This is a genomic window from Eubacterium album (genome assembly GCF_025336545.1).
In the GTDB taxonomy this organism is placed as follows: domain Bacteria; phylum Bacillota; class Clostridia; order Lachnospirales; family Lachnospiraceae; genus Eubacterium_U; species Eubacterium_U album.
In genome coordinates, this window is record NZ_JAODBU010000007.1 from 1 (window position 1) to 13,127 (window position 13,127).

The following is a 13,127-nucleotide window of genomic DNA, read 5'->3' on the forward strand; positions in this document are numbered from 1 at the left end:
ACGTGCAGCTGACTGATACTAATAGGTCGAGGGCTTAACCATAAGGAAGGAATTTGAGGAAAAGTTATCCAAGGAAGGAAAGAGATTGGAAGATTAGTTGGTGTGCAGTTTTGAATGTATAATCAAAACAGAAAAAGAAAAAAGAAATAATCCTCGATAGCTCAATGGTAGAGCACTCGGCTGTTAACCGAGGGGTTGTAGGTTCGAGCCCTACTCGGGGAGTTTTTATTGTATAAGGAAGTAAACAGAGAAGAAATGAGGCTCCATGGTCAAGCGGTTAAGACACCGCCCTTTCACGGCGGTAACAGGGGTTCAAATCCCCTTGGAGTCATTAAAGATAGAAGAAACAGAAAAAGGAAACAAGAAAGCAAAGACATGCCGATGTGGCTCAATTGGCAGAGCAGCTGATTTGTAATCAGCAGGTTAACGGTTCGAGTCCGTTCATCGGCTTTTTTGGACCTGTAGCTCAGTTGGTTAGAGCAACCGGCTCATAACCGGTCGGTCCTGGGTTCGAGTCCCCGCAGGTCCATTGAACTCAAAAGAAAAGAAGAAAACAGCAAGGGATCTTAGCTCAGCTGGGAGAGCACCTGCCTTACAAGCAGGGGGTCACAGGTTCGAGCCCTGTAGGTCCCATCAAGGCGAAAAGCCTGAGGAAGCCGGCGTGGCGGAACTGGCAGACGCGCAGGACTTAAAATCCTGTGGTAGCAATATCGTACCGGTTCGATTCCGGTCGCCGGCATAGACAAGCAACTTAGGTTGCTTGTTTTTTTATGCATTAGTTTATATTTTAAGGTATTGTCTTAAAATATTGCTTAATGTTGAATAGTTTATAATTAGTATTAGTATAAGATACATCTGAAAAATTAAAGAAGGTATGAGGGAAAAATAATGAAAAAATTATTATATGCAGTTACAAGCATATGTTTGATGACGGGAATTATATTTTGTAATAATGTGAATACAGAGGCAAAAGTAATCAATAACAAAATTGTTTATGCTAAAAATAATGAAAATGGAATAGCAATAAAATGGGATGTAGTTAGAAATGCGACAAAGTATGTAGTTTATAGAACTAATCAGGATGGAAAGTTTGAAGAATATGATACAGTAAATTATGGAAATAAATATTTAGATGAAAATGTTGAAACAGGTGAAGAATATAGATACGTTATATATTCATATAGGTATTCAAAAAAAATTGCAGAAAGTGATGAATCGGAGAAAATAGTTGGAGATCCAAAGACAGTAACAAACGTTACTGCAAAAACAGGAAAGGGTGATGAAATTTGTATCACTTGGGATATTAATCCATATGCGTCAGGATATTATGTATATAAAAGTTCAGATAATAAAAATTGGGATAAAATAGGAACAGTATATGAAAATGAAGGAAAATATATTGATAAAAATACAGAATATAACATATTAAATAATAGTACTAAATTAAATGCAAAGTTAGTATATAAATACAAAGTAAAGGCATTTGAAAATATAGATGGAATAACATATACAAGTAAAATATCTAATAGTTATGGAATGGCTATTCAGGAAAAAGGAATTGATGTATCACATCACAATGGAAAAATTGATTGGAAAAAAATAAAAAAATCAGGCGTTGATTTTGCAATGATTCGTATAGGGTATGGAGATTCTAAAAAGGGTGGAATAAAGGATAAAAAATTTAAATATAATATGAAAAATGCAAAAGCTAATGGAGTAGAGATTGGCGTATATTTTTATAGTTATGCTGATAACATACGTGAAGCAAAGAAGGAAGCAAAATATGTAATTAAGAAAATGAAAAAATATAATATTGATTATCCAATAGCATATGATTTTGAAAATGATTACAGAAGAAAGCGAAAATTAAAAAAGAAAAACACAAAAATTATTGATGCATTTTGCAAGACAGTAGAAGATGCAGGATATAATACAGTAATATATTCCGATGCAAACTATTTTAGAGATTTCTTATATACAAAGAAATTGGCAAAATATGGGCTTTGGGTTGCAAGATGGACATATGATAAGAATGATTTTAGAGATTATGATTTAGAAAATGTACTTATTTGGCAATACTCAGATAAAGGTAGAATTAAAGGATGTGATTATCCGTTAGACTTAAATGCGAGCTTTATTTGTAAAAATGACAATTAAATTAATAATTTTACATATTTTTAATTAAACTGATTAGAGAATATAAGCTAATTGTATAATTTTAATAAATAGTATATTATTTAATAAAAAACAATAAAAACAAAAATAAAAAACTCACAAAAATAAAAAAATTCACAAAAATAAAAAACTCAACTAATTATAATAAAATTGGTTAATTATATTGACATCTTATGAAATTTAATGTAAAATACACAATGTCGCGTAAAACGATATTGTATGTACGTGTAGCTCAGCTGGATAGAGCGTCTGGCTACGGACCAGAAGGTCGTGGGTTCGAATCCTGTCACGTACATTGAAATCCTCTAGATTTATCTAGAGGATTTTTTATTATGCATAATTTAGTATATAGGATATAAAAGAATAGTATTGCAAAGTCATAAAAAATAGAAGAATAGTATTACAAATTTGTATAAAAAAATAGAAATAAAGTATTATAAATTTGTATTAAAAAATAGAAGTATAGTGTTACATATTTGTATTAAAAAAATAGAAATAAAGTATTGCAAATTTATATTAATAAATTAGAAAAATTTTATAAGAAAATATCTAAATTTTTGCTGGTATATGTTTTAATGGTTTTGATTAATGAAAATTAACATTAATTAATGCTAATTTTATATAAGAACTTAGAAATAGGAGAGTTTTAAATGCAAGAAGATTTGTCTATGAATATAAAGAAAAAAGTAATGAAATTATTAATATGTATAGTATTAACATTGATGTTGGCCGTTGGTTGTGAAAATATCGAAAATACAAATTTTAATAATGAAAATCAAAATGTTAGTTATAATATAGAAACAGATTTAAATAGTTCAAAAAGTGAAAATAGATCAGAAGAAAGCACTGAAGAATATGATAACATTTCATTAAATGATGGAGAATGTAATATATATGTACTGGATGTAGGACAGGGGAGTAGTACATTAGTTGAAGCAGATGGTGAATATATGCTTATAGATGGTGGAGACTCAGATAAGTCATCATATGTAGTAAGTTATCTGAAGGAGAAAAAAATTACAAATTTCAAGTATGTAATTGCAACACATTATGATGCAGATCATTTAAATGGAGTGGTAGGGGTGTTGAATGTATTTGATGTCGAAAATGTTATTGATCCGCAATATACAGCTACAACAAGAGTATATAATTCATTTACTAATATTATTGATACTAAAAAGATAAATCAAATAAAACCGATTGTAGGAGAAACATATTCACTAGGAAGAGGTGAATTTACTATAATATCACCAAATTCATCAGGATATAGCAATGTGAATGACTATTCTGTAGGAATACGGTTTAAATATAACAATAAAAGCTTTTTAGTTGCAGGAGATGCAACTAGTGTTTCAGAAGAAGAAATTGTAAATAATGGAATAGATATAAATTCTGATGTTTATATAGTAAATCACCATGGAAGTAGTGGATCGAGTTCAAGCGAATTTTTAAATAAAATCAATCCTAAATACGCAGTAATAAGTGCAGGAAAAGGAAATTCATATGGACATCCGGCATACAAAACATTAGAAAAACTTAATAAAATAGGGGCAAAAATATATAGAACGGATATTGAGGGTGAAATTGAATTTTCATTTTCAAAAAAAGAAATTAAGTTTAATAAAGATTCGTATAATAAGTTGGAGCCTGGAGAAAAATTAAATAATTCAGATGAAAATAATCCGGATAATAAAATTGAAACATCTAATGTAAATGATAATCAGAATGACATAAATATGGATTCAAATGATTCGGAAAATAGCGTAAATTATATATTAAATAAAAATACTAAAAAAATTCATAAAACTGATTGCAATAGTGTAAAAAATGTGAGTGAGAATAATAAAGTATATTTTGATGGCACACTAGATGAAGCAGAGGCACAAGGATATAGTAAGTGCCAAAATTGTTTGAAAAATGAATAAATAAAAATATATGAGGCATAATATCCATGTGACAAAAAATGAATTAAAGAATTTAGGAGGACATTATGTCAAAAAAATATTCGAATGAATTTTCAAATTCAAAAAATAGTACTTCAAATGTAGAAAACAAGATTTCAGACAATTCTGCATCAAAAAATTCAACATCAAAAAACTCAACTTCAAAGAGTTCAACATCAAAGAACTCGACTTCAGAAAAAGATTGTTCTGATAAATACTAATATAATTAAAAAATTTTTAGTAGAGGTATTTTGTAATTAAGGGCAAAATGCCTCTATATTTTTATACTTTTTTATGAGGGTTTGAAATGAAAGGCTTATTTTTTAGTTTATATAAATTTAGATAACTATATAAATAAAATAATAATATTTATATATTGAACTTTTACTGCAAAAAAATAATGATTAATGCAAATATATATAATGCATAATGAATATAAACAATTTTACATATGTGGTCTGGAATATGATACAATAATTAGGATTGTTAATTTTTATGAGAGAAGGAGAAAAAATAAAATGAAAAAAGCACTTATTATAGGGGCAGGCCCGGCAGGATTAACAGCAGCATATGAGTTAATTGTTAAATCAAAAGACATACAGGTAATTGTGTTTGAAGAGAGTGATAGTTTTGGTGGAATTTCAAGGACAGTAGAGCATAATGGAAACAGAATGGATATGGGAGGTCATAGATTTTTTTCAAAAATACCGGAAGTTAATGAATGGTGGGAAAACATGCTTCCAATGCAGGGAAAACCATCTATGGATGACAAGATTTTAGATAGAGATGTAACACTTTGTAAAAATGGACCGGATCCGGAAAAAGAAGATAAGGTAATGCTATCAAGGAATAGGGTATCCAGAATATTTTTTGATGATAAATTTTATGATTATCCGGTATCATTAAAAATAGAAACGTTAAAGAATATGGGATTTATGACAACTATGCAAGTAGGTTTTAGTTATATTGCATCATTGATACATAAAAGACCCGAAGATAATTTAGAAAATTTTTATATTAATAGATTTGGGAAAAAATTGTATTCAATGTTTTTTGAATATTACACAGAAAACCTTTGGGGAAGGCATCCAAGTGAAATTGATGCATCGTGGGGAAGCCAAAGAGTTAAAGGGTTGTCAGTAGTTGCAATTATAAAAGATATTTTGGGGAAAAGGGCTAACAAGAAGAACAGGCAGGTTGAAACATCTTTAATTGAGGAATTTAAATATCCCAAGTTAGGACCAGGTGAATTATGGGATGTTACAGCGGAAAAAATACAGGAATTAGGTGGAATTATCATTAAAAATGCTAAAGTAACAAAAGTATGGAAAGATAATGATAACAGGATAATTAAACTTACGTATGAGGAAAACGGAATTGAAAAAGAAATGTATGGAGATTATTTCATATCGTCTATGCCGGTTAAAGATTTAATTTTGGGAATGAATGATGTTCCTGACAATGAAAGAAGAATTGCAAAAGGATTACCATATCGTGATTATATGACACTGGGAGTGTTAGTATCAAAATTAAATTTGAAAAATAAAACAAAAATAAAAACAGTTTCTAACATTGTTCCTGATTGTTGGGTATATGTGCAGGATAGAAGAGTAAAGATGGGCAGGTTCCAGATTTATAATAATTGGTCTCCGTATTTGGTTAAGGATTTAAAGAATACAGTATGGATTGGATTAGAATACTTTGTTACAGAAGGGGATAAGTTCTGGAATATGACAGAAAAGGAATTTTCAGATTTTGGTGTTTCGGAAATGTTAAAAATGGGACTGATAAATGATAAAAAAGAAGTTATAGATACACATATGGAAAGAGTGAAGAAAGCATATCCGGCATATTTTGATACATATAACGAAATAGATACGCTAATTTCGTATATTAATAATATAGATAATCTTTATTGTGTAGGTAGAAATGGGCAACATAGATATAATAATATAGATCATTCTATGGTAACGTCTTTTGAAGCAGTAAAGAACATTTTAAATGGAAACAAAGATAAATCAAATATTTGGAATGTTAATACAGAGCAGGAGTATCATGAAGAAACAAAGTAAAACAAACATAGCAAAAAGCAATGGACTAACAAATAAATTTGAAAAATTATACACTACAAATTTAAATGAACTTTCAGAAATAGAAATAGAGAAAATATGTATGCGAATATTGTTGATTGGAAGTATTGCAAAATTGATTTATAGCCTTATAGTTCCATGTAATATTTCTAGACATGACTTAGGGTTTATTTCTGATTGGAAAACAATAGAAAATGGACACTTAGGATATATACAATATATTTATCAATACAAACATTTGCCGGATTTTTCACCTGAAGGAATGGTTCAATTCTACCATCCACCATTTTTTTATATTGTTTCGGCAATTTTAATGGGGATTACAATGATGTTCGAAACAAACGTTATATTTGCATTTGACGTAATACAAGTATTTGTTACTTTGATTGCAATATATACAACAATGCTCTTGTTTGTGATGGCAAAAAAGATTGGAATTAAGGGAAGAAACTTAGTATTTTTAGCAACATTTTTTTCGTTTTGTCCTATTTTTTACATATTAGGGGTAACTCTTAATAATGATATGCTGATGATAATGCTAAGTGTTTTAGCAATGTATTTTACATTGTGTTGGTGTGAAAATCATTCCCTTAAAAATATAATAGGCATTGCAATATCTATGGGACTTGCAATGATGACTAAAACTTCTGCAGGTATCATTGCACCAGCTATAGGTTTTGTATTTTTACACGAATTAATAGTAAATAAAAATATGAGAAAAAAACTGATAATACAATTTGTATTATTCGGGATTATATGTGTTCCTTTAGGAATGTTCTGGGCTATAAGAAATAATGTACTTTACGGAATACCGTTTAATTATGTATTTGATCCAAAAAGTGATGAAATGTATTTAGGATATCATACTTTAATTGATAGGATTGGTTTGCCAAGTATTTATGAACTATTTGGGTATAGAATTGACATTTCACAAACTGATAAATATTATAATATCTGGGGACAAACAATGATGACAATGGTGTTTGATGAAGGAATTCTAAGTATTAAATCAATTCCTGAATGGGTAATGGGAATACTTATGATGTGGAGCTCTACAATTCTTTATATTATGGGATTAGTTTCTACTGTGAAAGGAATAGTAGATAAAAAAATCAACATAAATAGAAGGATTTTGTTTATAATCAGTTTTTGGAGTGTATTTATAAGTTACATAATATTTTGCTTTAAATATCCTTATATTTGCACGATGAACTTTAGATATATAGTAATAACCCTGGTATCAGGAATGATGATGCTTGGATTAATGGAAAATAATAAGCAATGTATGAAAGCTAATAACAAAAAAAAGAGTATAACCACTGTTTTGTTTAATCTGTGCGTTATAGTCACAAGTATTTGTAGTTTTATATTATTTATTGTTTGTGCAGAAAGCCCATATTAATATAAAAATGTTTAATATTTATAAAAAAGAAAAGGAATAGCATATGAAAAAATATAATTTTGTTGCACCGTGCCATTTTGGAATTGAAGCGGTACTTAAAAGAGAAATTCAGGATTTAGGATATGATATCGTTAAAGTTGAAGATGGAAGAGTCACATTTGAGGGAGATATTTCAGCTGTATGTAGGGCAAATGTTTTTTTGAGAACTGCAGAGAGAGTGTTACTTCAGGTAGGACGAGTTAAGGCGACAACTTATGACGAATTGTTTGAAGCCGTAAAAGCTATGGATTGGGAAGAGTATATACCTGAGGATGGAAAATTCTGGGTGAAAAAGGCAAGCTCTATAAAAAGTAAGTTATTTAGTCCTTCTGATATACAAAGAATTGTAAAAAAGGCTATGGTAGAGAAATTGAAATTAAAGTATAGAGTAAACAGATTTGCAGAAACAGGAAATGAGTATCCTTTAAGAGTTGTTTTTTACAAGGATGAAGCTATTATAGCGCTTGATACTTCAGGTGATTCTTTACATAAAAGAGGATATCGTAAAAATACGGCTAAAGCACCTATTTCAGAGACTTTGGCAGCAGCATTAATAATGCTTACACCTTGGAACAAAGACAGAATTTTAGTTGATCCATTTTGTGGAAGTGGAACATTTCCAATAGAGGCAGCGTTAATAGCAGCAAATATTGCACCAGGAATGAATAGAGAATTTACTGCAGAAAACTGGGATAATCTTATTGAAAAGAAATTATGGTATGACGCAATAAATGAAGCAAATGATATGATAAATGATGATATAGAAGTAGATATTCAAGGCTATGATATAGATGGAGAAGTAGTAGAATTTGCCCGAAAAAATGCTGAACTAGCAGGTGTAGACCATTTGATTCATTTCCAAAGAAGACCGGTTAGTGAATTAAGACACAGCAAAAAATATGGGTTTATTATAACAAATCCACCTTATGGAGAAAGATTAGAAGAAAAAGAACAATTACCTCCAATATATCAGGCGTTAGGTAGACAGTACAAGGCACTTGACAGTTGGTCTGCATTTGTAATAACGTCATACGAAGATACTGAAAAATATATGGGGTTAAAAGCAACTAAAAATAGAAAAATATACAATGGAATGATTAAAACATATTTTTATCAGTTTATGGGACCAAAACCGCCTAAAAAGAAGGAAAATTTGCGATAAATGGCGGAATGCTTTAATATTTGTTTGAAAAAAGATAGGAGAGAGATAAAAATGAAAGAAATAATTTTTGCAACAACAAATCAAAATAAAGTAAGAGAAGTAGGAATGATGTGCAATAATCCTGATTTGAAATTGTTAACTTTAAAGGATATTGGCTTAGATGTAGATATTGTAGAAGATGGAAGTACATTTGAAGAAAATGCAATAATTAAAGCAAAAACAATTATGGAAATGACAGGAAAAATAGCTTTAGCAGATGACTCAGGTCTCGAGGTTGATTATTTAAATGGAGAACCAGGAATTTATTCAGCGAGATATTTAGGGGAAGATACACCTTATTCAGAAAAAAATGCCGACATTATTAGAAGACTTGAAGGAGTAGAGGGAAGTGACAGAAGTGCCAGATTTGTGTGTGCAATGGCTGTAGCATTTCCTGATGGAAGAATAAGGACATGTCGAGGAACTATTGAGGGAGTAATAGATTATAAGGAAAAAGGAACAAATGGATTTGGATATGATCCAATAGTTTATGTGCCTGAATATGGGTTGACAACAGGTGAAATGGAGCCTGAACTAAAAAATAGTATTAGTCATAGAGGAAAAGCTTTAGAACAGGTAAAAAAGATACTTGAGGAAGAATTGCAGTAATTGATAAACGAATAAAGTTAGTGTTTGAAAGTGGTGTTAATATGAAGAGAGTATTAGTTGTAAGTGATTCGCATGGAAATATGGGAAATTTAAGTGAAGTAATAAAAAGATCTAAAGATATTGATATGTTAATTCATCTTGGAGATATACAGGGAGAAGATGAATTACTACGTTCTATGTGCAATTTCCCAGTTGAAATTGTACGTGGAAATTGTGACTTTGAAACAAATAATAAATTATACTTGACAATTGAGCTAGAATGTCATAAGATATTCGCGACCCATGGACATGCCTACGGCGTTGAATGGGGAATAGAAAGATTGTCATATGCAGCTTTAGAAGAAGGTTGTGATATTGCGATGTATGGACATACACATGTTCCGGAAATTATTCAGGGAGATGACATTACGGTTATAAATCCCGGAAGTATTTCAAGACCGCGACAGATGAACCATAAACCAAGTTATATTTTGATGGAATTACTTGACAATGGGGAAGTTTTTTACAATCTAAATTACTTTGAAAAATAAGTGATTAAAAAAATAAAAAAAGTTTAAAAAAGTTGTTGACAAGTTGAAATACATAATATATAATACATCATGTTGCTGCTGAAAAACACAGAACAAAACAGCAACGAAGACGCGAAGTACTAACACCAATCGGGGTGTGGCTCAGCTTGGCTAGAGCGCTTGATTTGGGATCAAGAGGTCGCAGGTTCGAATCCTGTCACCCCGACTTCGCGGGTGTAGTTCAATGGTAGAACACTAGCCTTCCAAGCTAGATACGTGGGTTCGATTCCCATCACCCGCTTTGCTTATTAGAGAGCCTTGTGAAAGTTGATTCTCTATGTAAGCTGAGAGGTTAACACCTAGAAGTTAATGAATGTGCGTGTCCGTAGCTCAGCTGGATAGAGCAACGGCCTTCTAAGCCGTGGGTCGGGGGTTCGAATCCCTTCGGGCACATTGTTCTGGAAAGAAGCCAGATGCTGTGGTGGCTATAGCGCAGTTGGTTAGCGCGCCAGATTGTGGCTCTGGAGGCCGAGGGTTCGAATCCCTCTAGCCACCTTTCACAATGGGCTATCGCCAAGCGGTAAGGCACAGGACTTTGACTCCTGCATTCGCTGGTTCGAATCCAGCTAGCCCAGTTATTGGGCAACCAAGTAAAACATTATATGGGCCACTAGCTCAGGTGGTAGAGCACTTGACTTTTAATCAAGTTGTCCGGGGTTCGAGTCCCCGGTGGCTCACTGACAGGTGTAAGAAATCTTACACCTGTTATTTTTTGAAATGATTTAGCGGGTGTGGCGGAATTGGCAGACGCGCCAGATTTAGGTTCTGGTGGGAGACCGTGCAGGTTCAAGTCCTGTCACCCGCATGAAAAAGGATTGTCGATTGCGACAATCCTTTTTGTTTTTGAAGAATTACTAAAAAATCAAATAAAAAGCTACCTTTAATTAAAAGGAGATATATGGTATTATTTATTATGCTATTCACATGGGATATTAGAATCGAAGAATAAGAAAAGCCAATAGATATGGAGGAGAAAAAGGTGGAAAAAGAATTTAGAGACAAGGTTCTTAGATTTGGATTAATAACATTAGTTATATGCATTTTATTGGAAATTTTTGTGTTTAACTATAAGAGCTTTACGTTGTTGGGAGGTAAATATAATCAAAGGACAATTCCAGTGTCGGAAGCACAGGTTACAGGTGCAAGTGAGAGTAATGGAGTATATACTGCATCGAACAAGGAAATAGCAGTAAAGTTTCCGGTAAATGATTATGTTAAAACGATAAAGTTTAATATGGAATCTGCTGATGGTGGAAAAGAACAAACAGATGTAAGTATCGCATATACAGAAAGCGCACATAGAGACTCAGATAGGTATAGCAATAAAAAGATGAATATAGTTAAATCTATGCCTGAAACAAAATATGCTACTTGTAGTTTTACAGGTGAAACATATACGATTACCATGAAAATAGAATCTGAAGCAAATCAGAGGTATACAATTACAGGTTTGACTATAAATGAAAAAATCCCATTTAAATTTTCTTTTATCAGAGTTTTTATGATATTTATCATAATGGTTTTGGGATATGTATTTGCTAAATATCCAGGACTTGATGGAAGAATGAATCTGAAGAAAAAAAGTCAAAAGGCGGTAGTTATATTTGCAGTAGTTGTATCAGCGTTAACACTTACATTTATTGCAAAAATGTATACAGATGATTTGTTTAAAACAGAAGAAGTTGTGACGAATCAGATAAATCAGGAATTAGTTGATGCGTTTGAAAAAGGACAGGTATCATTGCTTGATCCTGTTCCGCAGGCGTTACTCGATGTGGATAATCCGTATGATTGGACGCAAAGAACGACAATGGGAGAATCATACAAATGGGATCATTTGCTTTATAATGGAAAATATTATTCATATTATGGAATAACAACAGTTTTAACGTTATTTATGCCATATCATAAGATTACGGGAAAATATTTTTCTACGGCCTTAGCGACTTACATTTATAGTATGATAGCGTTGATTTTTATAGCATTAATATATATAAGCGTTGTAAAAAACTGGTTTAAAAAGATTCCGTTTAGGATGACTATAATGGGATTGTTTACAACGTTGATAATTAGTGGAGTTACATTAAATGTTGTAAGACCTAAGTTTTACGAATTAGCATCAGCATCAGGACTTTGCTTTACAGCGATAGGAATGTTCTTTATTATAAACAGTGGAATTTTTCAGAAAAAGAAAATTAAAAAAAGTTTCCTGTTTTTGTCTGCGCTGTTTATGGGATTAGCAGTTCTTGCAAGAGTTACAGCTGTATTTTGGTGCTTCGCATGTGTAATATGGATTTTATATGGATTAATTCAGAACAATAAGCAAAATGGAAAGAATGCAATAGAGATTATCAAATATGTTTTGGCAGCAGGTGTGCCTTATGTTGTATTTGGATTAATTCAAATGTGGTACAATTATGCAAGATTTGGTAGTGTTTTTGATTTTGGAATTCAATATTCATTAACAATAAATGATTTTACTCAGGCAAAATCAACTATTGAATTGGTTATGGTTGCTGTTGTAAATACATTGTTAGTTATACCGACTATTAATTCAACATTTCCGTTCATACATGGTAATTATGACTCAATGCAGCTTAATGGGTATTATTTTGTGGATACACCATGTACAATGGGATTGATTGCAAGAGGACTTCCAATACTTTCAGTTCTATATGCACCGAAACTTGCTAAGAATTTTGATAAAAAAGAGAAGATAAAACTTGCATTGACATGGCTTATACCTGGAATTATATTCCCGTTAATAATGGTTTCAATGACATGGGAAAATGGTTATTCCATAAGATACGGATGTGATTATGCATGGCAGTTTATGATGGCGGGATTGGCAGTTATGTTCTATGTTTGTGGAAATATGAAGAATGAACAACTAAAAAAATGGATATACCGAGTTTTTGTATTATGTACGATATGGGCTGTTATAAGTACGATTGCAGCAAGTATTGCTGTTACACCTGAGAGCACATTAACATATTATGATAATGAAAAAGGTATGAGAATATATTGTCATTTAAGAAATCTAATAATGTTTTGGAACTAAATGATTGTGGTGAAATTAAAAAATTAATGAAAAGCCTC

Annotated in this window: 9 protein-coding genes and 14 tRNA genes; all 23 read left to right on the top strand. The window is 31.5% G+C overall.

What is annotated here, in order from left to right:
- Positions 1 to 150 precede the first annotated feature (150 nt).
- The 23 genes from N5B56_RS07555 to N5B56_RS07665 all read left to right on the top strand — a co-directional run bounded on the left by N5B56_RS07555 (position 151) and on the right by N5B56_RS07665 (position 13,089).
- Positions 151 to 222, top strand: a tRNA-Asn gene (locus tag N5B56_RS07555).
- A gap of 37 nt (positions 223 to 259) precedes the next feature.
- A tRNA-Glu gene (locus tag N5B56_RS07560) sits at positions 260 to 331 on the top strand.
- 46 nt (positions 332 to 377) lie between these two features.
- A tRNA-Thr gene (locus N5B56_RS07565) sits at positions 378 to 450 on the top strand.
- Between the two features lie 5 nt (positions 451 to 455).
- Positions 456 to 529, top strand: a tRNA-Ile gene (locus tag N5B56_RS07570).
- A 31-nt stretch (positions 530 to 560) separates the two neighbouring features.
- Positions 561 to 633: transfer RNA gene (locus N5B56_RS07575), tRNA-Val, on the top strand.
- A 22-nt stretch (positions 634 to 655) separates the two neighbouring features.
- Positions 656 to 739, top strand: a tRNA-Leu gene (locus N5B56_RS07580).
- A 149-nt stretch (positions 740 to 888) separates the two neighbouring features.
- The gene (locus N5B56_RS07585) at positions 889 to 2,157 is read left to right on the top strand and encodes a GH25 family lysozyme (RefSeq protein WP_260978676.1); all 1,269 of its coding nucleotides are present in this window, start codon (positions 889 to 891) and stop codon (positions 2,155 to 2,157) included.
- A 239-nt stretch (positions 2,158 to 2,396) separates the two neighbouring features.
- Positions 2,397 to 2,470, top strand: a tRNA-Arg gene (locus tag N5B56_RS07590).
- Between the two features lie 355 nt (positions 2,471 to 2,825).
- Positions 2,826 to 4,100 (top strand): ComEC/Rec2 family competence protein, encoded by a 1,275-nt coding sequence (locus N5B56_RS07595; protein WP_260978677.1) that lies wholly within the window; start codon positions 2,826 to 2,828, stop codon positions 4,098 to 4,100.
- A 65-nt stretch (positions 4,101 to 4,165) separates the two neighbouring features.
- On the top strand, positions 4,166 to 4,339 hold the full coding sequence (locus tag N5B56_RS07600) for a hypothetical protein (protein WP_260978678.1): 174 nt from the start codon (positions 4,166 to 4,168) through the stop codon (positions 4,337 to 4,339).
- A gap of 297 nt (positions 4,340 to 4,636) precedes the next feature.
- A complete protein-coding gene (locus N5B56_RS07605; protein WP_260978679.1) occupies positions 4,637 to 6,190 on the top strand; it encodes an NAD(P)/FAD-dependent oxidoreductase in 1,554 nt (517 codons plus the stop codon).
- Positions 6,174 to 7,610: an ArnT family glycosyltransferase gene (locus N5B56_RS07610; protein WP_260978680.1), complete on the top strand. Its 1,437-nt coding sequence runs from the start codon at positions 6,174 to 6,176 to the stop codon at positions 7,608 to 7,610. The genes N5B56_RS07605 and N5B56_RS07610 overlap by 17 nt, the downstream gene beginning before the upstream one ends.
- A 43-nt stretch (positions 7,611 to 7,653) precedes the next feature.
- Complete coding sequence (locus N5B56_RS07615) at positions 7,654 to 8,811, top strand: THUMP domain-containing class I SAM-dependent RNA methyltransferase (protein WP_022089054.1); 1,158 nt, start codon at positions 7,654 to 7,656, stop codon at positions 8,809 to 8,811.
- A 51-nt stretch (positions 8,812 to 8,862) separates the two neighbouring features.
- Positions 8,863 to 9,459 (top strand): XTP/dITP diphosphatase, encoded by a 597-nt coding sequence (locus N5B56_RS07620; RefSeq protein ID WP_022089055.1) that lies wholly within the window; start codon positions 8,863 to 8,865, stop codon positions 9,457 to 9,459.
- Positions 9,460 to 9,500: 41 nt separating this feature from the next.
- Positions 9,501 to 9,989: a metallophosphoesterase family protein gene (locus N5B56_RS07625; RefSeq protein WP_147339825.1), complete on the top strand. Its 489-nt coding sequence runs from the start codon at positions 9,501 to 9,503 to the stop codon at positions 9,987 to 9,989.
- 130 nt (positions 9,990 to 10,119) lie between these two features.
- Positions 10,120 to 10,194, top strand: a tRNA-Pro gene (locus tag N5B56_RS07630).
- Between the two features lie 4 nt (positions 10,195 to 10,198).
- A tRNA-Gly gene (locus tag N5B56_RS07635) sits at positions 10,199 to 10,269 on the top strand.
- Positions 10,270 to 10,347: 78 nt separating this feature from the next.
- Positions 10,348 to 10,421, top strand: a tRNA-Arg gene (locus N5B56_RS07640).
- Between the two features lie 28 nt (positions 10,422 to 10,449).
- Positions 10,450 to 10,523: transfer RNA gene (locus N5B56_RS07645), tRNA-His, on the top strand.
- Positions 10,524 to 10,531: 8 nt separating this feature from the next.
- A tRNA-Gln gene (locus N5B56_RS07650) sits at positions 10,532 to 10,603 on the top strand.
- A 29-nt stretch (positions 10,604 to 10,632) separates the two neighbouring features.
- Positions 10,633 to 10,705 (top strand) — tRNA-Lys (locus N5B56_RS07655).
- Positions 10,706 to 10,753: 48 nt separating this feature from the next.
- A tRNA-Leu gene (locus tag N5B56_RS07660) sits at positions 10,754 to 10,833 on the top strand.
- A 174-nt stretch (positions 10,834 to 11,007) separates the two neighbouring features.
- Positions 11,008 to 13,089, top strand: coding sequence for a hypothetical protein (locus N5B56_RS07665; RefSeq protein WP_022088219.1), 2,082 nt, complete (start codon positions 11,008 to 11,010; stop codon positions 13,087 to 13,089).
- Positions 13,090 to 13,127 lie beyond the last annotated feature (38 nt).